Genomic DNA, 20,756 nt, shown 5'->3' on the forward strand with positions numbered 1-20,756 from the left:
CTTTTCGGGATCATGTTCGGCTGCGCCATAGCCAGACGGTCAGGGAGCCGGCACGGCCGCGCAGGCTTGCGTCGATCGGACCATCGAGCTTGCCTTCCGTATAGGGCGCGCTATCGCGTCCGGCCGACTGCAGCAGATCGTTGCTGAATGCGATCTCGACATGGTTGCGGGCAGCTACCTCCATCAGGCGGCTGGCGACATTGACGGTGTCGCCGGTCGCCGTGATCTGCTGGCGGCCGTGAGCGCCGAGCCTGGAAGCAACGATCGTGCCGAAATGTGCGCCGATCTTGAAGCCGATGCGAGATGTCATGGCCTCCGGCAGCGTTCCAAACCAGCCTCTCATTCTGTCAGCCAGGCGAATGCAGCAGCTTGCCGCATTGGCAGGATCGTCCCCCTTCGGCTGCGGCAAGCCGAACAAGATCATGGCGCCATCGCCCATGAAGCTGGTGATGGCACCGCCGCAGGCCGTCACTTCCTCGTCAACGAGATCGTAGAAACCGTTCAGCAGTTCGCGCACCGCCGTTGGGCCGATCGCCTCGCTGAGACCCGTGAAGCCGTTGAGATCGATGAAGACCACGGCCGCCTCCTGGCGCACCGGCTCCGCCAGGAAGCCGGGATCGCGGGCAAGATGTTCGGCAAGGCCAGGCGCTTGAATACGCTGCAGAAGCTCGCTCTGCTGCGCGAAATGCCGGGCCTGTTTGCGGCCGAGCCAGAGCTGCGCAGCGCCGAACAGCAGCGCCGGCGGCATCGCGGCTGCGATCGGCACGGCGGCACTCAGCCAGATGCCGTGTTTGAAGGCGCTGATGTTGACCGCCAGCCAGGCAAGGACGACGCAGAGCGCCATGATCAGGCCGATGGTGTTGCGCCGCCAGGCCAGCAGTCCGACAAGAACGACGGGCAGGCCTATGGCGAAGCCGAGATCAATGAGGCGCGCATTGTGGTCACGGACCAATCCGTCCCCGGCGATCAGATGCGTGATCGATGTGGAAATGACCTCGACGCCCGGCAGGACCGGATCGAAGGGCGTCGGGAAGACGTCGCCGCCGCCGGTGACGGTCGCGCCGATGACGACGATGTGGTCCCTAATCGCATCCTCCGGCAATTGCCCGGTCAGGGCCGCGCTGGCGCCGATGGTGCGGATCGTACCACGAGGACCGTAGAAGGAGAGCGGCATCAGATAGCCGGTGTCGGTATGCACCTGACGGTCGCCGAGCTTGATGCGATCGGAAATGACGGTCGCAGGCTCCCCGGTCGCGGCGGAAACGACGCGCAACGAGAAGGACGGTTCGATCCGCTCGCCGCTGCGAAACAGCATGGGCACGAAACGCGGCGTCCCGGTCTTGTCGGTCTGGACGTTGACGACGCCATAGGTCGCCGCCTGCGCAAACCGCGGCTGCGGCTCCAGGAATTGCAGGGCGCTGGGCACGCGCGCAAGCGGCTCCTTGCTTTCGTCGGCAACGCGCTGGCGACTTTCGGGAAAGATACCAGCGACGGCGAGCACGGCGTTGGTCTGTCTCAGTGATTGCGCCAGCGCTGCATCGTCAGCCTCCGCGCCGGGATCGACCAAAAGCATGTCGAGCCCGATCGCTTTCGGCTTCAGCACGGCGATGGCATCGATGACTTTCGCAAGCGTGGCACGGGGCAGCGGGTAGTGGCCGGCTTGCCGCGACGCCTCATCATCGATGGCGACGATCGTAACGACATCGGGCGGCTGCCGGCTGCCACCGAGCACATTCCTGAGATTGGTCAGCGTCGCCTCGGCACCATCGATAAAAGGAATGTCGCCCCGCAGATGGGCGATGCCGAGACCCGCACCCCAGACGGCGGTCAAGACGAGCGCAATCAACGTCTGCAGCGGTGGTCTGCGCATGGGAATCAGGATCTCACTGGCCGAGGCGGCCCATCAGCGCGTTTATGCGTGGTTGCCCCCAACTCGTAACATGCAAGGGGCCGCGGCTGTGATCGACATCGACCCCCTGCCCGCGCCCTAGCGTAACGCCTTGTCCGGTTGAAACCTTATTCACGGCGACGCGGCCGCGCAGCACCAGCACGGATGTCTTGCCACGCGCCGCGTCGACTGCCCATCGTGTGCCGCGCACCGCAGCGATCGCCTGCGGCGTCACCACTTCGAACCCGCCCTTGATGCGGCTGCTGTCGACATCGACCAGCGCCGCCTTGCTGTTGAGCACGATAGCATCCACCTGGCCGTCGCGATTGCGGTCGGCAAACCGGTAGCTCGCCCCGCGCTCGATGGTGATGCTGAGGCCCGGCTCGCAATTCAGCGTCTGGCGTTCAGCACTGACCGCCGGTCGCAGCGAACAACTGGCGGTTTGTGCGGTGGCCGAACCGGTCCCGATCACGCACAGAACGACGACTCCGGCTGCGCCGAGAAAACGGTTTGTCTGGGTCATGATTGTGCCCCCCATGAAATATACGTGTGGCGGCTGGCCCCTAAATTCCAGCCGCAGCAATATAAATCCGTAGGAAGTGATGATGCGTCAGGAGCGGTTAATCTGCAAGTTGTCGTAGCCCTTGGCTTTGTAGAGGATGGTCGAAATCAGCCAGCTCAACAGGAAGATGCCGACGACAGCGAAGCCGAAGTTGGCGAGATTGTCGTTGAGGTCGCTGATGAAGCTCCAGACGCCGCCTTCGAGGCCGAGCTTGTCGGAGATCAACCCCAGCGCCTCTATGCTGCCGATGAAGACGGCAACGACAACCGAAGCCGCGGTGATTGTCAGATTGTACCAGAGCTTGCGCATCGGCTTGACGAAAGCCCAGCCATAGGCGCCGGTCATCAATATGCTGTCGCTCGTGTCCATCAGCGACATGCCGGCGGTGAAGAGTGCCGGGAAGACGAGAATCGTCCAGAAGGACATGCCCTGTGCCGCCTGCGCTGCGGAAATGCCGAGCAGGCCGATCTCGGTCGCCGTATCGAAGCCGAGACCGAAGAGAAAGCCGATGGGATACATGTGCCAGGACCGCCTCACCACCTTGAACATCGGGCGGAACACGCGCGCCAGCAAACCGCCGCCGGTCAGCAACGCATCGAGGTCTTCCTCAACAATCCTCTCACCCCTTCGTGCGCGATCGAAGGCCGACCACACGCCCTTCAACACGAACAGGTTGGCGATGCCGATGAGAAGCAGGAACGCGGCCGAGACTGCCGTGCCGATAACGCTACCGATATCATGGAAGGAATCGAGCTTGCTCTGCATCGCAGCCGCCGTCGCGGCAATGACAACAGACGCAAGCACCACAATCGTCGAATGCCCCAACGAGAAGAAAAAGCCGACGGCATAGGGCTGTTTTCCCTCCTGCATCAGCTTGCGCACCACATTGTCGATCGCCGCAATGTGGTCTGCGTCAAAGGCGTGTCTCAAGCCGAACATATAGGCGAGAAATGCGGTACCCAACAGCGACGGCCTATCGGCAAAGGCGGCCCATGCCCAAGCCCAGCTAGCGACATTGAACGCAACCAGAACAATATAGGTGACGGCAATTTTGGTTTTCGACCGTTCCATCCGATCGTCAAATGGATTGAGCATCATACGTTTGTTCCCACTATGCTGACCGGCAAAGTGCCACGGAAATGGGGACCACGCGACAGTCAAATGACGTAGCGGCGGGGCTTTTTGCAGTGCGGAAAACCAGCGGGCTAGCGAGGCCTGGCGATAATGCTGGTCAGATCTTCCTTCAGCCTGACCGGCAAATCCATTCTTTCGTGCAGGATGCTCATCACGCCGATCTTGCCGCTCGGCAGCTCTCGGAAAAATATGTAATGCCGCTCGTACCGGCTTAAAAATATCGATGTCTCGGAATCGGCAGGCGCGACCAAATTTTTTGGTAGCCTGCGCCAAAGAGCTTTTGCTTTGGAAAGCTGCTCCAAGTGGGCATGAAGCCCTAGGATATATTTATTTGCTTGAGGCTCGCCCCATCGCTCAGCGGTATCGATCCAGATGCGGTTTTGAGCTGCATCCGCCCGAGAATAGAACAAATATCCGTTCATGCTAACGCGATTGGTTGCGGCGGATTACGTCTTCGGCGGAGACAGCGACAAATTCGCTTTCATCGGCCCGCAGGGCGGGCTCCAGCTCGTCCCGCAGCCATTCCCAGGCTTCGGCGCGTGTTTCCAGATCGCGGCGAATAAGTGCCCGAATATATTCGCTGGCATTTTCATAGAGACCGTTCTCGCCGATTTGCCGTTGAATGTGGGCCTGCAACTGGCCGCTTACCCGCACGTGAATGCTATTTTCCGATGCCATATCGCACTCCGTCGGTCTCTAACTGAAGGGAGCGTGTAGCACATAATGCCAATAATTGACACAAAATTTGGGAAAGGGGGCCGATCCGCAAAAGACATGGATCGGCCTTCCATCATTATCAAACCAGTCGGCTTTGCTCCGTCGCCGCCTCGATGAAGCTCGAAAACAGCGGGTGCGGTTCGAGCGGTCGGGACTTCAGTTCCGGGTGATACTGAACGCCGATGAACCAGGGGTGATCGGGGTATTCGATCGTTTCCGGCAGCACGCCGTCCGGCGACATGCCGGAGAAGACGAGACCGCAATCTTCCAGCCGCTCCTTGTAGTCGATGTTGACTTCGTAGCGGTGGCGATGGCGCTCGGAAATGTCGGTCGAGCCGTAGATTTCGGAAATCTTCGTGCCCTTCTTCAGTGCCGCCTTATAGGCACCGAGACGCATCGTGCCGCCGAGATCGCCGGATGCCGTGCGCTTCTGCAGTTCGTTGCCCTTCAGCCACTCCGTCATCAAGCCGACGACCGGTTCCTGGGTCGGACCGAATTCGGTGGAGGACGCATGATCGACGCCGGCTAGATTGCGGGCCGCCTCGATGACAGCCATCTGCATGCCGAAGCAGATGCCGAAATACGGCACCTTGCGCTCGCGGGCGAAGCGGGCCGCATGGATCTTGCCCTCGGAGCCACGTTCGCCAAAGCCGCCGGGCACGAGAATGCCGTGGACCTTTTCGAGATACGGCGCCGGATCTTCCTTTTCGAAGACTTCCGACTCGATCCATTCAAGCTTGACCTTGACGCGATTGGCGATGCCGCCGTGATGCAGCGCTTCGATCAGCGACTTATAGGCATCCTTGAGGCCGGTATATTTGCCGACGATGGCGATCGTTACCTCGCCTTCCGGCGTGCGGATGCGGTTGCAGACCTCTTCCCACTGTTCGAGCCGCGGCTTCGGCGCCGGCTCGATGCCGAAAGCGGCCAGCACTTCGTTGTCGAGGCCTTCCTTATGGTAGGCCATCGGCACATCGTAGATGTTGGCGACGTCGAGCGCCTGGATGACGGCCGAAGGACGGACGTTGCAGAACAGCGAAAGCTTGCGACGCTCGGCCTCGGGGATTTCCCGGTCGGCGCGCACCAGCAGGATATCGGGATGAATGCCGAGCGCCTGCAGTTCCTTCACGGAATGCTGCGTCGGCTTGGTCTTCAGCTCGCCGGCAGCCGGGATGTAAGGCATCAGCGTCAGGTGAACATAGATCGCCGTGCCGCGCGGCAGGTCGTTGCCGAGCTGGCGGATCGCTTCCATGAAGGGCATGGCTTCGATGTCGCCGACTGTGCCACCGATCTCGCAGATGACGAAATCATAGTCGTCATTGCCTTCGGTCACGAAATCCTTGATCTCGTTGGTGACATGCGGAATGACCTGAACGGTGGCGCCGAGATAGTCGCCGCGACGTTCCTTGTCGATGATGTTCTTGTAGATGCGACCGGTGGTGATGTTGTCGGTCTTGGTGGCCGAACGACCGGTAAAGCGTTCGTAGTGGCCGAGATCGAGGTCGGTCTCCGCACCGTCGTCGGTCACGAAGACCTCGCCGTGCTGGGTCGGGCTCATCGTGCCCGGGTCCACGTTCAGATAAGGGTCGAGTTTGCGCAGGCGGACCCGATAACCACGGGCCTGCAACAACGCTCCGAGAGCCGCGGCCGCAATTCCTTTTCCGAGGGAAGAAACCACGCCGCCAGTGATGAATACATATCGCGCCATGGGAGTCACCGGATACCTTTTAACAAATGATTCCGCCAGCCCTAAAATTCGTTTCCGGAATTTTGGACACAGAACGCGGAATGTTGACAAAACAAAACCGGCAGATCCGAAGATCTGCCGGAGGATGATAGTCGATGACCGGGCTTACTGGCCGGTCGGAACGCCGTTGCCACTCTGGGCTGGCGTTGTGGTCGTCGCGGGCGCCGTCTGCTGACCGGTGGTCGGAGCAGGCTGCGTCGTGGTCGTGGTTGCGGGCTGGGTCGCCGTAGCGGCCGGGGCCTGCTCAGTTGTCGTCGCAGCCGGTTGAGTCGTCGTCTGAGACTGCGGAGCAACCGCGCCGCTGTTCGGAACGCCGTTATTGTTGGCCGGCTGGGATTGGCCGGCTGCCGGTGCTGCGCCCTTCTGGCCGCCGAGCGAATCGAGAATGCCGTTACCCTGGCCCGCGGTGCTCGGAATACGGTTGAGAATGTCGGTCGGACGTCCCTCGAACCGCGAGTAAATATTCATCCCCAGCGCCAGTACAAAGAACAGTGCCGCGAGGATCGCCGTGGTGCGGGTCAGCGCATTGGCCGTGCCGCGCGCGGACATGAAGCCCGATCCGCCGCCAATGCCCAGGCCACCGCCCTCCGAGCGCTGAATCAGCACCACGCCGATGAGGGCGATGACAACCATGAGATAGATGACAAGCAGTACGGTTTGCATAGGTCCAGTCCTGCCCACGGGCGCGGGCATCAAAAAGAAAAGCTCGCGGCTCTTTACATGAGGCTCTCGCCTATTCCAAGTCCTTTTAAGACTGGAATTCCGGCAAGTGAAACCTTCAGGCGAACTGCCGTTCGAATGCGCCATAGATGGCGAGGAAGTCGACGGCTTTCAAGCTTTGCCCGCCGACCAGCACACCGTTGACATTGGCGACCGCCAGCAGATCTGCCGCATTCGCGCCACTGACCGAGCCGCCGTAGAGGAGACGGAATTTCTCGCCGTCGCCGCCGAAGCGCGCTACCAGCTCCTTGCGGATGAAAGCATGCGCTTCCTCGACATCGGCGGAAGTGGGAACCTTGCCCGTGCCGATCGCCCAGACGGGTTCATAGGCGATGACGGTCGTTTCCGAGACTGCGCCGTCGGGTGTCGAAGCGGCAAGCTGGCGCTTGAGCACATCCAGCGTCTGGCCTTGATCGCGCTCGTCGGCAGTCTCGCCGATGCAGATGATGGTGGTAAGTTCAGCCGCAAGTCCTGCTTCCGCCTTGGCGCGCACCAGCGCGTCGCCTTCGGCGTGATTCCTGCGACGCTCGGAATGGCCGACGATCACATGGGTGCCGAAGCAATCGGCGATCATCGCAGCGGAGATGTCACCGGTATGCGCGCCGCTGACCAGTTGATGGCAGTCCTGCGCACCGATCGCCAGCGGACTGTCGTCGCAGAGTGCCGTTGCGACATAAAGCAAGGTTGCCGGCGGGCAGATGAGCGTGTCGATCTTCTCGGATAACGGCGCCTTCACACCCTCGGCGATTGCCTTGATCTGGTCCAGGCTGGCCCGGGTGCCATTCATCTTCCAGTTTCCCGCCAGGAGCGGTCGAATTTTATCTGTCATTCCGCGTTTCCTCTCACCTCTCTGCCGCACTAACAAAACTGGGACGGAAAGAAAAGTTATTGAAAGCAGTCGGAACGAATTCAAACCATTTAAAAAGATCACTCTTTTGAAAATAAGCCGAAATTTTTCCGAAAAGAATTATGACGGCTGTGGATCGATGATCCAATTCAGCACCTTTCGCCAATCGGTCATCCGCACCGGCGTGCCATGGTTGCCGGTGGCAAACAGCGTGAATCGCGTCGGGTAATGCGTCTTGTAGAGTTTTTCAAACAGGGCTTCCTGGTCAGTGGCGGCGTAGACCGGGTCCTTGCTGCCATGGGTGAACCAGATCGGCAATTTCGCCTTGTAGAAGGCGCTCTTGACGAAATCCTGATCGGTGACCCCGCTCAAAATCGCCATCCCCTTCAGGCGCTGGACGCTTTCGGCGTCGCGCGTGATGCCCCAGCAGATGAAGCTGCCCATCGAAGCGCAGGTGAGGATGACGGGCCGGCCGCCGGATTGCTCGTAGGAATAGCGGATCAGGGCCGCGATGTCGGCGACGCCGTCGCTATCGAAGCTCTTCACGCTCGGCGCGTAGTACGTGCCGCCATTGTTGTAGGCGAGGTTCTTCAGCCGGTTGAAATTACCGCCGAACGTAAAGTCGTTGGACCCCAGCCTGCGGTCGCCGCCACGGCCGTGGATGAAGATCACCGTGAAGGCCTGCTTGGATGCCGGGCCGATGCGGGTGACATCGAGCTTGCGGTTGCCGAGCGGCAAGGTCTCGTCTTGCTGCGCTTTCCAGCGCACGCCGGTTGCGACGTAAGCCGGCTTGACACGCCGTTCCGGCACCTCGTCGCGGCCGTTGATGTCGCGCATTTCCTGATAGTCGATCGTCTGAAAAGCACCGTTGTCATGGCTTTCGAGGACCGTCTGATTGGAAAACAGGTCATCCTTGAAGGGCTTCAGCGCTTCCGCAGCGGCACCCGACGCGGTTGCCAACGGCAAAAACGCCGCAATTGCGGCTAAAATCGACAAATGAGCTGTGGACATTCGCATGCGGACACTTCCCTCGATAGGCCCACGGGCTTGCCATTCGCCGCCCGGCAACGCAAATCTTTTTTCCGAATTTGCCCCGTTATCGGGGTGCCATCGCGCTCGGGCATCGTTTCTGGCAGAATCACGGTGATTCGCGAAACTGACGGCAATTGCGGTGATTTTGGGGTATGACCCCTTCAAGGACAAATCTGAACAGCCCCATGGATAACAGCAACGATCTCTTCTCCGCACTGCCCCTTTCGCCGAAACCGGAAGCGGAGGACAAGCCGGTCGTCAAGGCTGAAAAGCCTGTGGCCGTCCCTGCCCCACGCGCAGCACCGACAACCTCGAATGCTGATGAATATGGGGCGAATTCGATCCGCGTTCTCGAAGGACTGGAGCCGGTGCGCATGCGCCCCGGCATGTATATCGGTGGCACCGACGAGAAGGCGTTGCATCATCTCTTCGCCGAAGTCATCGACAATTCCATGGACGAGGCCGTCGCCGGTCATGCCGATTTCATCGAAGTGCATCTCGACCAGCGGGGCTATCTGACCGTCACCGATAACGGCCGCGGCATTCCGGTCGAAAATCATCCGCAGGTACCGGGTAAGTCGACGCTCGAAGTCATCATGACCAAGCTGCATGCTGGCGGTAAGTTCGACGGCAAGGCCTATGAAACCTCGGGCGGCCTGCATGGCGTCGGCGTCTCGGTCGTCAATGCCCTGTCCGATGATCTCGAAGTCGAGGTGGCGCGCAATCGCAAGCTCTATCGCCAGCGCTTTTCGCGCGGCCTGCCGCAAGGCGGCCTGGAAGAGCTCGGCGATGTCCATAACCGTCGCGGTACCCGCGTCCGTTTCCATCCCGATCCGCAGATCTTCGGCGAGCATGCCAAATTCGATCCTGCTCGTGTCTTCCGCATGGCACGCTCCAAGGCCTATCTCTTCGGCGGCGTCGAAATCCGCTGGAGCTGCGATCCGGAATTGGTGCACGGAGCCTCCGATGTTCCGGAAAAAGCGGTTTTCCATTTCCCCGGCGGCCTGAAGGATTACCTCAAGGCGACGATGGGCAACGAGTTCACCGTCACTCGCGAGATTTTCGCCGGCAAGTCGGAGAAGGCAAGCGGCCATGGTTCGCTGGAATGGGCGATCACCTGGTATGGCGGGGACCCGCAGATCCACTCCTATTGCAATACCATCCCCACCCCCGAAGGCGGCACGCACGAGGCCGGCCTGCGCATCGCGCTGACCAAGGGGCTGAAAAACTATGCCGAGATGACGCAGAACAAGCGCGCCGCCGGCATCACCACCGACGACGTGATGATCTCCGGCGTCGGCATGCTTTCCATCTTCATCCGCGAACCGGAATTCGTCGGCCAGACCAAGGACAGGCTCGCAACCGTCGAGGCGCAGCGTATCGTTGAAAATGCGTTGCGCGACCCCTTCGATCACTACCTGACCGACAATCCGGCCGAGGCCGAGAAGCTGCTTGAATGGGTGATCGAGCGTTCCGAAGAGCGCCTGCGCCGCCGTAAGGAGAAGGAAGTCAACCGCAAGACGGCGGTGCGCAAGCTGCGCCTGCCGGGCAAGCTCGCCGATTGTTCGCAGAACACCGCCGAAGGCGCCGAACTCTTCCTCGTCGAAGGTGATTCGGCAGGTGGCTCCGCCAAGCAGGCGCGCAATCGTACCAACCAAGCGATCCTGCCCCTGCGTGGTAAGATTCTCAACGTCGCCAGCGCCGGTCGCGAAAAGCTATCCGCCAACCAGCAGATCACCGATCTCGTCCAGGCGCTCGGCTGTGGCACGCGTTCGAAATATCGCGAAGAAGACCTGCGCTATCAGCGCGTCGTCGTCATGACCGATGCCGACGTCGATGGCGCCCATATCGCCTCGCTGCTGATCACGTTCTTCTATCAAGAAATGCCTGAGCTGATCCGTGGCGGCCACCTTTTCCTGGCGGTGCCGCCGCTCTACAAGATCACGCAGGGGTCGAAATCCATCTATGCCCGCGATGACGCCCATCGGCTGGAGCTGATGGAGAGCGAGTTCAAGGGCAAAGGCAAGATCGAGATCAGCCGTTTCAAAGGTCTTGGCGAAATGCTTCCCGCCCAGCTCAAGGAAACGACGATGGATCCGGCGAAGCGCACCCTGTTGCGCGTCGAGATCGACGAGGTGGATTTCGAGGGCACCCGTGAGGCCGTCGACAATCTCATGGGCACCAAGGCAGATGCCCGTTTCCGCTTTATCCAGGAACGCGCAGCGTTTGCGGAGAATTTGGATATTTAGCAGCCGCGTCCCCGCCGCGGCAAAAACGACCTCGCGATATTTTTATCGAACTGACCGATATCCGTAACGAAAGCGTCACGGGCGGATGCATAGATGCGGCATCTCTGCGAACCCGCCAACTCGTAAACCGGATGTGACGATATCGCCATGTTGAAGCCCTTTTTGACGACTGCCGCTGCTGCCTTTCTTCTCGGTTCCGCTGGTGCCCGCGCTGCCGATATCGGCACGGTCATCGACGTTCCTTGCCCCTTCGGCGACTGCAAGGCGGGTATCAGCCTCTCCTATCTCGGCGAATACGATATTCCGACGGGCTTCATGGAAAGCGGCGTCGAAGTCGGTGGTCTCTCCGGCATCGATTTCGATCCTTCGACCGGCCACTATATCTCCATCAGCGATGACCGCTCCGAAAAGGCGCCTGCCCGCTTCTACGATCTTGACATCGATGTCAGTGCCGTTGGCCTGAAGGGCGTGACCGTTCTCGATCATGTGACACTGAAGGACAAGAACGGCCAACCTTTCGCTTTTCGCACGGTTGATTCCGAGTCGATCCGCGTCGGCAAGGACGGCATCTATTGGAGCAGCGAAGGCGACGGCAAGGCACTGCTGCCGCCTTTCGTGCGGGTTGCCAATCGCGATGGCAGCTTCGTGCGCGAACTGCCGCTGCCGGCAGGTTTCGCACCGACCGCGGACAAGAGCACCGGCATCCGCGACAACCTTGCTTTCGAGGGTCTGAGCTTCCTCGCCGGTAGCGATCTTCTGGTCGGCATGGAATCCGCGCTCTATCAAGACGGACCGATGACGACGCTGACCAATGGCGCGCTTGCCCGTTTCATCCGCTACGATGCGGTCACGGGCGAACAGAAGGCGCAGTATGTCTATCCGGTCGCGCCGATCCCGCAGGCCGCCTCCAAACCCGGCGGCTGGAATGATTTCGGCATGTCGGAAATCGTGGCGCTGGACGACCGGCATGCGCTGTCGATCGAGCGCGGCTATGCGCAGGATGTCGGCAATTCCGTCGTCATCAACATGTTCGATCTCGAAGGCGCGACCGATGTCTCGAACATCCCATCTTTGGCCAAGACCGACCAGCGCATCGTGCCTGTGCGCAAGGTCCAGGTGATGGACCTGCGGGCGCTCGGCCTTGCCCCTGACAACATCGAAGGTGTCAGCCTCGGCAAGGCGAAAGACGGTACGGATGTGCTGATCTTCGTTGCCGACAACAATTTCAATCCGACGCAGAAGACGCAATTCTTTGCCTTCAAGGTCATCCGTCGGCCGCAATAGTCGGCCGTCTACTCTCGCATCGGTAGTCGTTCGGCTGTCACGGCAACGGATTATATAGGCTTTCAAGTGGTGGCCCTTGAAACAGCCTAGATCATACCCCATAACCGGTTGATCTAATAAAAAGAGTGAAGCAAGTCCGGTGGGTGTATTCGAACGTCATAAGCCGAGGGAGCCGCGTTGGCTGGGCCCAAGCGCGCCCGCGCGCATGGCTCTTATTCCGTCGATTTCTGCGGCGCGTTGGCTGCTGATCCTGATTGCGGCGGCCGGCATCTATTTCTTCTACGGTTTTCTCGTTCCGGTGTTGGCCGCGGCTGTGATCGGCTTTGCCACCTGGCCGCTTTATAGCGATCTCGTGCGCCGAACCAACGGCAATACGACGCTTGCGGCAACCATCGCCATCGCCTTTATCGTCACCTTCCTCGTGCTGCCGATCGTGCTTTCGGCCATCTATATGGTCGGTGAAGTCCGCGAATGGTTTACCTGGGCGGTGCATGTCAATCGCGATGGTGCCCCGCCGCCGCAATGGATACTCGCGCTGCCGATCGTCGGCTCCTGGCTCGGCGATCAGTGGACGCAATATATCGGCAGCCCCGGTTCCATCGGCGAATTGGCGCAACTCGTCAGCGGCGCACATATCGGCAATATCTACCGGGCGGTGCTTGCTGCCGGCGGCGGCGCGTTCCATGTCGTGCTGACTTTGCTGTTCATGCTGATCGCCCTGTTCTTCATCTACCGCGACGGGGCCAGTTTCGTCCGCCAGGTCGATCTTTTGGGCGAACGTATCTTGCCGAACCGCTGGGAGCGCATCTCCCGCGTCGTGCCGGCGACGATCAGCTCCACCGTCATGGGCATGACGTTGATCGCCATTGGCGAAGGTGTGGTGTTGGGCGTCGCCTATTGGATCGCGGGCGCGCCATCGGCAGTCACCCTTGGCGTTCTGACCGGTGTCATGGCGCTCGTGCCTGGTGGTGCGCCGCTCTCCATGTCGCTCGTATCCATTTATCTGCTCGCCAGCGGCTCCCCTTGGGCCGGCGCCGGGCTGTTTATCTGGGGGACGGTCGAACTCTTCATCGTCGACAAGACGCTTCGGCCGAAGCTCGTCGGTGGTCCGATCAAGCTGCCCTTCCTGCCGACCTTTTTCGGCCTTCTCGGCGGCGTCAAGACCATGGGATTCCTTGGCCTGTTCATCGGTCCGGTACTCATGGCCATTATCGTGGCCATCTGGCGTGAATGGATCCGCGAGGCGGAACTGACCGAGGAACAACACGCTCAGGAGCCGGAACTGCAATTGCGTGTCAGGGACGGTTCCGACGGCTGACAGGCCTCTTAAGCCTGCGGAAGCGTCTTCTCCATGAACAGGCTAAGTGGATCGGGCTCGTAGCTGCCGAATGGTCCGATCTCGATGTAGCCGAACTTGCGGTAGAGGCCGATTGCCTCCGGCTGGTATATGCCGGTTTCGAGCCGTAGCGCCGTCAGCTTTCTTTCTGTCGCTTTCTCTTCCGCTGCTTTCATCAGCATCTGTGCGACCCTGCGTCCCCTGGCAAGCGGATCGACAAACATGCGCTTGATCTCTGCGGTGCCATCCCCCGCCTCCACCAGAGCGCAGCAGCCGACCATATCGCCATCGAGCCGTGCGACCCAGAAGGTCACGTCGGGGCTCTCCAGAGCGTCCAGATCGAGCATATGATTGCTCTCTGGCGGATAAAGCGATTGTGCGTAGGCACTGGACATGTCGAGGAGACGGATAACGCCATCCTGGCGCGGTGATTCAACAGTAATCGTCAGTGACAAGACACATTCCCAAAGCTGCAATAGCCGATGACTATCACGCTGCGGCAAGAGCCGCCAGCGCCGCGAATGTCCGCGCCGTCTGCCGCCGTTCGGCGTTGGCGAGCTTCTCCACCATATCGAGCAATTGCACCGCCGCGACAGGGGACTGGTCTGCAAGTCGGAATTTATGCATCAGCCGCGCCGAAACATTTTCTAGCATGGTGCCGCCATTGGCGCGCGACGCCTCGCGCCAGATCAATGTCGCCTCGACAAAGACGATGCTGATATCGCGCGACAGGCCGGCAGATTCATAAAGCGCACGGACGGCATAGACGCGGCCGGTGGAAAGGATGGAGCGCACGCGGCGCTCGTCACAGGCCGAAAGGTTGGTGATCGCGCCGGCGAAGAAGTCCACCTTGCCCGAGCAAAGCGCATGCATCAGGAAAGCCGGTGTCAACCAGCCGGACTGCCGCAGGTGCTCGACCAGATCGGGAATGTCCTCATGCTGTACCGTGCCGGCGATGGAGACCGTCGCTGCCTCGCTGGCCTCGCGGGTAATATGCTGAAGCCTGCCAGCGCCGATCGTAGCCTGAATGAGGCTTGAGCCGGTCAGTGCCTCGCTCACATGCCGCATCAGCAGGTGGCGGACGTCGGATGGCAGCGCGTCACGATCAAGAAGCAGACCGCGTATGTCGGCCTGATCGCCAAGGCGTTCGGCGATCCGCTTCAGCGAGGCGCGCGACAGCGAGGCGCCGTCGTTTTCCAGCAGGCAAAGGACTTCGGTCTCGCCGCCGATTTCGGCGAGTGCTGCCGAAACCGACCGCGACACCCGGCCGCGCGAGGCGATCAGGACGCGCGTCACATTGCTGCAGCGCAGCGCAAGGTCGACAAGATCGGCATCGGTAAACACCGGTGAGAAAAGAATGACCTGCCCTGCGATCTCCGGCTGATCCTCCGCCAGCGACAGGATGATGTTGCGCGGCGCGTTCGGGGAGCGTGCCACGGCCTCTGCAAGCGACAGACGCACGCGCGGCGACGGATCATCGAGTAGATAGGTCATCGCCATCTCGGCGGCGGCGCGCTCTTCTCGCGGCATCTCCGATTGCAGATAGGCTCGCCCAAGTGCATTGGCCGCCCTCGCCCTACTCTCTGCCTTGGCGGTCTCAGCCCAGCGAAGAAATGCTTCTATGATCACATAACGCCCCGATATCGGCGGGACGATTCCCGACCCGCGAACTCATATCGGACACGTTAGCGATGAAAGGTTTACGGGCCGTTTACCTTGTTTATTAACCACTAATACGAGACCGAAAGGCGCTGATGTTACGGCGCTTTTGGCCGCAGCAGCACGAAGACATCGCTGCCTTCGCTGTAGTCCATGTAGCCCATGCGGGCGACAGGCCGCGCGAGCGCCATGTCGAGCCGACCGTTGCGAATGATCGCCTCATCGATATGGATGCCGATGACCTGGCCAAAGACCATGATATTTTCGGATGGCTCGCCATCGAGGCCCTTGGGCTGCATGATCTCGGTCACCCGGCATTCGAGGACAGCAAAGGCCTCGCCGACGTAAGGCGCATCGACCAACTCGCCAGGTTTTGCAGTCAGTCCAGCCAGTTCGAATTCATTGACGCCGTAGGCGACGGCGATCGACGAATGATTCATCTTCTCCACGATATGACGGCTGACGAGGTTGGCGGTGAAAACGCCCGTTTCCTCGACATTGCGCACGCTGTCCTTTCTGCCGGCAGAAGAGAACATCACCAGCTTCGGCCGGTCGCTGACCGCATTGAAAAAGGAATAGGGGGACAGGTTCAGCGAACCGTCCCTGCCCTTGCTGCCAATCCAGCCGATCGGCCGTGGCGCGACGATGGCCTTGAAGGGGTCATGCGCCAGACCATGCCGATTGGTGTCCGTCGTGTAGAACATCACGCTCCCTCGCCGCCGACCCAGGTTACGGTCTCCGTCAGTTCCGGGCGCGGGCGTTCGGTGGATGGGAAGGTGGACGAACCGATATGAATGAAGCCAGCTACCTTTTCGCCTGGCTGCACGCCGAGCAGCGGATAGGCGCGCTCGTCATAGGCGAACCACTCGGTCAGCCAGTTCGAAACCCAGCCGTGCGCGTTGGCGGAAATCAGCAGATTGAGGCAAAGCGCGCCCGCTGACATCAATTGTTCCCATTCCGGAATTTTGAAATGCGGTCCCGCCTTGCTGACAACGGCGATGACGACGGGCGCACGGGTGAAGCGCGTGCGCTCGACCTGGATCATCTCTTCGGAAAGGTCCGGCTTGGCTTCCAGCGCGAGCTTCAACAGCTCCTCGCCGATCCGCGCGCGCTCCTCGCCGCGATAGACGATGAAGCGCCAGGGGGCGAGCTTGCCGTGATCCGGCACGCGCGAAGCGAGCCGCAGAATATCTTCGATTTCGGCTTTGTCCGGGCCGGGTTCCATCATCTGAAAAGCGGGAATGGATCGGCGGACCGCCAGATAATCGACCAGCTTGATATCGGTTTTCATCGAATGATTGCTTTCATTTTCACGCGCGGGAGGAAGTGGGTCTTGAATTTGCCACTCCGTTGGTCTTGAAGTGGCCTGTGTTTTACCGGAAGTCAATCGGTTGGGAATTCATGTCAGGCATTTCATCCGCTCGCCGATTGGGCACGGCGTTCGCAATGCTCGCGAGCCTGAGCACCGCTGCTTCGGCGGAAAATGCCTTCCAGGAATTCAAGCAGCTCGACGGCAGCGTGAAGATGCCGAAGCTCAATGCCTTTGTCGCGCCAGGCGGCGAAAACTCGTCCGGTCAATCGCTGCACGATGTTTCGCTCGAGGCCAAGCTTGCCTCTGACAGCGGCCCGCAATTGCAGGGTCTCTCCTGGTATGTCTTCAGCCCCTTTGCCGGCGCCGACGGCAAGCTGCCGCTGGTCGCAAGCTCGAAAGGCGGCTCGGCATCCTTCCATCTCCTTCCCGGCGATTATTTCGTCAACGTCTCCTTTGGCCGCGCCGGTGTCACCAAGAAGTTGACCGTGCCGGAAAGCGGCGTGCTGCAAAAGCAGATCATGGTGCTCGACGCCGGCGGTATGGTGCTGAACGCTGTCTCCGGCTCTGACGTGCGCATCCCGCCGGATGAGCTGAGTTTTTCGATCTATTCCAACGATGCGAAGGAAGACGGCGAGCGCGGTCTCGTCATGTCCAACGTCAAGCCGAACACGCTGGTTGGCCTCAGCGCCGGCACCTATCACATCGTCTCCGAATATGGTGCCGTCAACGCCGTCATCCGCGCCGATATCCAGGTGGAAGCCGGCAAGGTCACCGAAGCGACGATCCAGCACAAGGCGGCGAAGATTACTTTCAAACTGGTATCGGACAAGGGCGGCGAGGCGATTGCCGATACGGCTTGGTCGATCCTCACCTCTGCCGGCGATATCGTCGGCGAAAGCCTTAGTGCTTTCCCCACCATGGTGCTCGCGGAAGGCCAATATACGGCCATTGCCCGCAATAAGGACAAGATCTATCAGCGCGACTTCACCGTCGGAGCCGGCAAGAATACCGATGTCGAAGTGCTGATGAAGGAACAGCAGCCGCAGGACGCCAACGATCAGCAGCCTGCACAGCAGATCCCCATTCCGCCGGCACAGGTGCAGCAAAACCAGGCCCCGCAGACCCAGCCGGCCGCCTCAGGCCAGCAGCGCCCCTTGCCGACCTACGAGCAATTGGCGCCGTCGTCTGGCGGCGACGATGGCGAGAGTATGGACTGAGGCCGAGACAGGCTGCGAATTTGGATCGGCGGCCTCCGTTATACGGCCCTTTTTCGCAGCGCTCGCTTAGGAGGCGCCATGGAAAACACCGCGCTGTAGAGCTTCGACAACAGATCCTTGCGATCGTTGCCTTCGCTGAGCGCCTCCCACGTCATCAGCCTACCGACATGGGCGGTGATGGTGCTGCCGGAAAGACGGCGGAATTCGCGGATCAGCAGGGAAAGACGCAGCGTCAGCGACACACGGCTGGCGAGATGAAACAGCCGGCCGTTCTGCCCCTCGAAATAAACGGGAATGACGCTGGCGCGCGCCGCTTGAATGAGCTTCGCCGGGAAAATTTTCCACGGCAGGTCCTCGGCACGGCCGAAGCCCTTCTTCGCCGTTGCAACCCCGCCGGCCGGAAAAACGATGATCGTCGTGCCTTCCTTGAGCAGGCGAACCGCCTCGTGGCGCGTCTTCATGTTGATCGCCATCGCCTCCTTGGTTTCCTCGAAGGAAACCGGCAGCGAATAATCGGCCATCTCAGGCACTTTCAGCAATTCGTTATGGATCAGCACCTTGAAGGGTCTGCCGAGCTGCTCGGCAAGCGCCAGGATCGCGATGCCGTCGCCGATACCGAAGGGGTGGTTGGCGACGATGACGATCGGCGCATCGGGAATTTCCTGTGGCGGCCATTCGCCCTTGGCAACCAGGCTCACATCGATGAGATCGAGCATCTTGCCGAAGACGCGTTCGCTCTTGCCGACGATATCGCTGCGCCAGATGTCGTAAAGCCGGGCATAGCGATCGCGCCCCGACAGGCCTTCGATGGAGCGGATGAACCAGCGCTTAATGCGCGTATCCCGTTCATTGGCGTAGGATAATTCTTTGAAATCCAAATCCGCGACGGGCTGCCCCGCTCCTTAAATTCTACAGGGCTGCATGTCCGGCAGGGCGCGCAGCCCTCTGAATCATTGTCTATATTAAAGTTTCATGTCAGTTGTCTGACGGCTCTGTGAAGATGCCGCCAGACGACATTTGATATCAAGCGGCTTTGGACCGCTTGGCTTCACGCTTGCGCAGGATATCCGGCGGCGTGGCTTCGAGTGAAAGCGAAGCGATGGCCTCGTCGAGCGATATTGCCGTCTGCGCCTGGCTGCCGAGGCGGCGGATGTTGACCGAGCGCTCCTCGGCTTCCTTCTTGCCGCAGACGATAATGACCGGGACCTTGGTCACCGAATGCTCGCGGATCTTGTAGTTGATCTTCTCATTGCGGAAATCGGTCTCGACATCGAGCCCGGCTTCGCGCAGCGCTTCCGCAACCTCGTTGCCATATTCGTCGGCTTCCGAGGTGATGGTTGCCACCACCACCTGCAGCGGCGACACCCAGAGGGGCATATGGCCGGCGAAATTCTCGATCAAGATACCGAGGAAGCGTTCCATCGAGCCGCAGATGGCGCGATGGATCATCACCGGCTGCGTCTTTTCGGAATGCTGGTCGATATAGAACGCGCCGAAGCGTTCCGGCAGGTTGAAGTCGACCTGGGTCGTGCCGCACTGCCATTCACGGCCGATGGCGTCCTTGAGCGTATATTCGAACTTCGGCCCGTAGAACGCGCCCTCGCCCGGCAGAATGCCGGTTTTGATGCGTCCTTCGGACTGAGCCTCGATGGTCTTCAGCACGTCCATCATCACGCTTTCGGCACGGTCCCAGAGGTCGTCGGAACCGACGCGCTTGTCCGGGCGTGTCGAGAGCTTCACGACGATCTCCTTGAAGCCGAAGTCCTCATAGACCGAAAGGATCAAATCGTTGATCTTCAGGCATTCGGCGGCCATCTGCTCGTCGGTGCAGAAGATATGCGCGTCGTCCTGCGTGAAGCCGCGCACGCGCATCAGCCCGTGCAACGCACCCGAAGGCTCGTAGCGATGCACTGCGCCGAATTCCGCAAGCCGGATCGGCAGTTCGCGGTAGGACTTCAAGCCATGCTTGAAGATCTGGATGTGGCCGGGGCAGTTCATCGGCTTCAGCGCGAAGACGCGATCGTCATCGGTCTCGTCGCCGGCGACGGTGACCTTGAACATGTTGTCGCGATACCAGCCCCAGTGACCGGAGGTTTCCCAAAGCGACTTGTCGAGCACCTGCGGCGCGTTGACTTCCTGATAGTCGCCCTGCAATCGCCGGCGCATATAGGACACCAGCGTCTGGAACATCCGCCAGCCCTTGCCGTGCCAGAAGACGACGCCGGGGCCTTCTTCCTGGAAGTGGAACAGGTCCATTTCGCGGCCGAGACGGCGGTGATCGCGTTTTTCGGCTTCGGCGAGGATGTGCAGGTAGTTGTCGAGATCGGCCTGTTCGGAGAATGCCGTGCCATAGATGCGGGTCAGCATCGGATTGTTGCTGTCACCGCGCCAATAGGCGCCCGCCACCTTCATCAGCTTGAAAGCCGAACCGATCTGGCCGGTGGAAGCCATGTGCGGCCCACGGCAAAGGTCGAACCAATCGCCCTGATAATAGATCTTCAGGTCCTGCCCTTCCGGAATGGCATCGACGAGCTCGACCTTGTAGCGCTCACCCTTGGCGGCAAAGACTTCCTTTGCCTTCTCGCGCGACCAGATCTGCTTTGTGAACGACGCATTGCGCTGGATGATCTCGCGCATCTTCTTTTCGATGACCGGCAGGTCGTCGGGCGTGAAGGGTTCGTTCTTGGCAAAGTCGTAGTAGAAGCCGTTTTCGATGACCGGGCCGATCGTCACCTGCGTGCCGGGCCACAGTTCCTGCACCGCTTCTGCCATGACGTGCGCCGCGTCATGCCGGATCAGTTCCAGCGCGCGGTCGTCATTGCGGGTGATGATCTCGATCTTGCCTTCGGTCACCGGATCGGAAAGGTCGCGCACGGTGCCGTCGATCGCAACGGCGACGGCCTTCTTGGCAAGCGACTTGGAAATGGATTCGGCGACATCTCTGCCGGTTGCGCCAGCATCGTAGCTGCGCACGGAACCATCGGGAAATGTCAGGGAAACGGATTGGGACATCGAAATTCTCCTTGTCCAGTCCCGCCAACGAATGCGGGTG

The 20,756-nt window shown here is 60.4% G+C and carries 19 protein-coding genes; 4 read left to right on the top strand and 15 right to left on the bottom strand.

The window, feature by feature from the left end; genetic code table 11:
- Window positions 1–10: 10 nt before the first annotated feature.
- The 9 genes from GGD50_RS05815 to GGD50_RS05855 form a co-directional block, all read right to left on the bottom strand.
- The gene (locus GGD50_RS05815; protein WP_107108054.1) at window positions 11–1,870 is read right to left on the bottom strand and encodes a CHASE2 domain-containing protein; all 1,860 of its coding nucleotides are present in this window, start codon (window positions 1,868–1,870) and stop codon (window positions 11–13) included.
- 13 nt (window positions 1,871–1,883) lie between these two features.
- On the bottom strand, window positions 1,884–2,411 hold the full coding sequence (locus GGD50_RS05820; protein ID WP_107108152.1) for a FecR domain-containing protein: 528 nt from the start codon (window positions 2,409–2,411) through the stop codon (window positions 1,884–1,886).
- Between the two features lie 87 nt (window positions 2,412–2,498).
- A complete protein-coding gene (locus GGD50_RS05825; RefSeq protein WP_107108055.1) occupies window positions 2,499–3,548 on the bottom strand; it encodes a HoxN/HupN/NixA family nickel/cobalt transporter in 1,050 nt (349 codons plus the stop codon).
- 107 nt (window positions 3,549–3,655) lie between these two features.
- Entirely contained in the window at window positions 3,656–4,006 is a 351-nt protein-coding gene (locus tag GGD50_RS05830; protein ID WP_107108056.1) for a type II toxin-antitoxin system RelE/ParE family toxin, read from the bottom strand.
- A 1-nt stretch (window position 4,007) separates the two neighbouring features.
- Entirely contained in the window at window positions 4,008–4,262 is a 255-nt protein-coding gene (locus GGD50_RS05835; RefSeq protein WP_107108057.1) for a ribbon-helix-helix domain-containing protein, read from the bottom strand.
- Window positions 4,263–4,380: 118 nt separating this feature from the next.
- A complete protein-coding gene (gene pyrG, locus GGD50_RS05840) occupies window positions 4,381–6,009 on the bottom strand; it encodes a CTP synthase (RefSeq protein ID WP_107108058.1) in 1,629 nt (542 codons plus the stop codon).
- 144 nt (window positions 6,010–6,153) lie between these two features.
- A complete protein-coding gene (gene secG / locus GGD50_RS05845) occupies window positions 6,154–6,711 on the bottom strand; it encodes a preprotein translocase subunit SecG (protein WP_107108060.1) in 558 nt (185 codons plus the stop codon).
- 115 nt (window positions 6,712–6,826) lie between these two features.
- Window positions 6,827–7,597 carry a triose-phosphate isomerase gene (tpiA, locus tag GGD50_RS05850; RefSeq protein ID WP_107108061.1) on the bottom strand — a complete coding sequence of 257 codons (771 nt, stop codon included), beginning with the start codon at window positions 7,595–7,597 and terminating at the stop codon, window positions 6,827–6,829.
- A gap of 138 nt (window positions 7,598–7,735) precedes the next feature.
- Window positions 7,736–8,632 (bottom strand): dienelactone hydrolase family protein, encoded by an 897-nt coding sequence (locus GGD50_RS05855; protein WP_107108062.1) that lies wholly within the window; start codon window positions 8,630–8,632, stop codon window positions 7,736–7,738.
- Window positions 8,633–8,832: 200 nt separating this feature from the next.
- On the opposite strand from GGD50_RS05855, the gene parE reads away from it, so the two are divergent.
- From parE to GGD50_RS05870, 3 genes are all read left to right on the top strand, one after another.
- On the top strand, window positions 8,833–10,896 hold the full coding sequence (gene parE, locus GGD50_RS05860) for a DNA topoisomerase IV subunit B (RefSeq protein WP_107108063.1): 2,064 nt from the start codon (window positions 8,833–8,835) through the stop codon (window positions 10,894–10,896).
- Between the two features lie 147 nt (window positions 10,897–11,043).
- Window positions 11,044–12,180 carry an esterase-like activity of phytase family protein gene (locus GGD50_RS05865; protein WP_107108064.1) on the top strand — a complete coding sequence of 379 codons (1,137 nt, stop codon included), beginning with the start codon at window positions 11,044–11,046 and terminating at the stop codon, window positions 12,178–12,180.
- Between the two features lie 139 nt (window positions 12,181–12,319).
- On the top strand, window positions 12,320–13,498 hold the full coding sequence (locus GGD50_RS05870; protein WP_107108065.1) for an AI-2E family transporter: 1,179 nt from the start codon (window positions 12,320–12,322) through the stop codon (window positions 13,496–13,498).
- Between the two features lie 8 nt (window positions 13,499–13,506).
- Here the strand turns inward: GGD50_RS05870 and GGD50_RS05875 are convergent, their stop codons facing one another.
- The 4 genes from GGD50_RS05875 to GGD50_RS05890 form a co-directional block, all read right to left on the bottom strand.
- Window positions 13,507–13,971, bottom strand: coding sequence for a GNAT family N-acetyltransferase (locus tag GGD50_RS05875; RefSeq protein WP_181316047.1), 465 nt, complete (start codon window positions 13,969–13,971; stop codon window positions 13,507–13,509).
- Window positions 13,972–14,005: 34 nt separating this feature from the next.
- On the bottom strand, window positions 14,006–15,160 hold the full coding sequence (locus tag GGD50_RS05880) for a DUF2336 domain-containing protein (protein ID WP_107108066.1): 1,155 nt from the start codon (window positions 15,158–15,160) through the stop codon (window positions 14,006–14,008).
- A gap of 113 nt (window positions 15,161–15,273) precedes the next feature.
- A complete protein-coding gene (locus GGD50_RS05885; RefSeq protein WP_107108067.1) occupies window positions 15,274–15,879 on the bottom strand; it encodes a flavin reductase family protein in 606 nt (201 codons plus the stop codon).
- Window positions 15,879–16,466, bottom strand: a complete 588-nt coding sequence (locus GGD50_RS05890; RefSeq protein WP_107108068.1) for a nitroreductase family protein — start codon at window positions 16,464–16,466, stop codon at window positions 15,879–15,881. Before GGD50_RS05890 ends, GGD50_RS05885 begins: the two co-directional genes overlap by 1 nt.
- A gap of 110 nt (window positions 16,467–16,576) precedes the next feature.
- Between GGD50_RS05890 and GGD50_RS05895 the strand changes: the two genes are divergently transcribed.
- Window positions 16,577–17,704 carry a hypothetical protein gene (locus GGD50_RS05895; RefSeq protein ID WP_107108069.1) on the top strand — a complete coding sequence of 376 codons (1,128 nt, stop codon included), beginning with the start codon at window positions 16,577–16,579 and terminating at the stop codon, window positions 17,702–17,704.
- A gap of 38 nt (window positions 17,705–17,742) precedes the next feature.
- Here the strand turns inward: GGD50_RS05895 and GGD50_RS05900 are convergent, their stop codons facing one another.
- Window positions 17,743–18,582, bottom strand: coding sequence for a lysophospholipid acyltransferase family protein (locus GGD50_RS05900; protein ID WP_107108070.1), 840 nt, complete (start codon window positions 18,580–18,582; stop codon window positions 17,743–17,745).
- Between the two features lie 145 nt (window positions 18,583–18,727).
- Window positions 18,728–20,716: a threonine--tRNA ligase gene (gene thrS / locus GGD50_RS05905; protein WP_107108071.1), complete on the bottom strand. Its 1,989-nt coding sequence runs from the start codon at window positions 20,714–20,716 to the stop codon at window positions 18,728–18,730.
- Window positions 20,717–20,756: the final 40 nt, after the last annotated feature.

The sequence above is a fragment of the Martinezella paranaensis genome (assembly GCF_014200235.1).
GTDB lineage: Bacteria > Pseudomonadota > Alphaproteobacteria > Rhizobiales > Rhizobiaceae > Rhizobium > Rhizobium paranaense.

Bases quoted from the DNA above. Each gene is read 5' to 3' on its own strand.
- GGD50_RS05815 (WP_107108054.1), bottom strand. From the start codon at position 1,870: ATGCGCAGACCACCGCTGCAGACGTTGATTGCGCTCGTCTTGACCGCC.
- GGD50_RS05820 (WP_107108152.1), bottom strand. From the start codon at position 2,411: ATGACCCAGACAAACCGTTTTCTCGGCGCAGCCGGAGTCGTCGTTCTG.
- GGD50_RS05825 (WP_107108055.1), bottom strand. From the start codon at position 3,548: ATGATGCTCAATCCATTTGACGATCGGATGGAACGGTCGAAAACCAAA.
- GGD50_RS05830 (WP_107108056.1), bottom strand. From the start codon at position 4,006: ATGAACGGATATTTGTTCTATTCTCGGGCGGATGCAGCTCAAAACCGC.
- GGD50_RS05835 (WP_107108057.1), bottom strand. From the start codon at position 4,262: ATGGCATCGGAAAATAGCATTCACGTGCGGGTAAGCGGCCAGTTGCAG.
- pyrG (WP_107108058.1), bottom strand. From the start codon at position 6,009: ATGGCGCGATATGTATTCATCACTGGCGGCGTGGTTTCTTCCCTCGGA.
- secG (WP_107108060.1), bottom strand. From the start codon at position 6,711: ATGCAAACCGTACTGCTTGTCATCTATCTCATGGTTGTCATCGCCCTC.
- tpiA (WP_107108061.1), bottom strand. From the start codon at position 7,597: ATGACAGATAAAATTCGACCGCTCCTGGCGGGAAACTGGAAGATGAAT.
- GGD50_RS05855 (WP_107108062.1), bottom strand. From the start codon at position 8,632: ATGCGAATGTCCACAGCTCATTTGTCGATTTTAGCCGCAATTGCGGCG.
- parE (WP_107108063.1), top strand. From the start codon at position 8,833: ATGGATAACAGCAACGATCTCTTCTCCGCACTGCCCCTTTCGCCGAAA.
- GGD50_RS05865 (WP_107108064.1), top strand. From the start codon at position 11,044: ATGTTGAAGCCCTTTTTGACGACTGCCGCTGCTGCCTTTCTTCTCGGT.
- GGD50_RS05885 (WP_107108067.1), bottom strand. From the start codon at position 15,879: ATGTTCTACACGACGGACACCAATCGGCATGGTCTGGCGCATGACCCC.
- GGD50_RS05890 (WP_107108068.1), bottom strand. From the start codon at position 16,466: ATGAAAACCGATATCAAGCTGGTCGATTATCTGGCGGTCCGCCGATCC.
- GGD50_RS05895 (WP_107108069.1), top strand. From the start codon at position 16,577: ATGTCAGGCATTTCATCCGCTCGCCGATTGGGCACGGCGTTCGCAATG.
- thrS (WP_107108071.1), bottom strand. From the start codon at position 20,716: ATGTCCCAATCCGTTTCCCTGACATTTCCCGATGGTTCCGTGCGCAGC.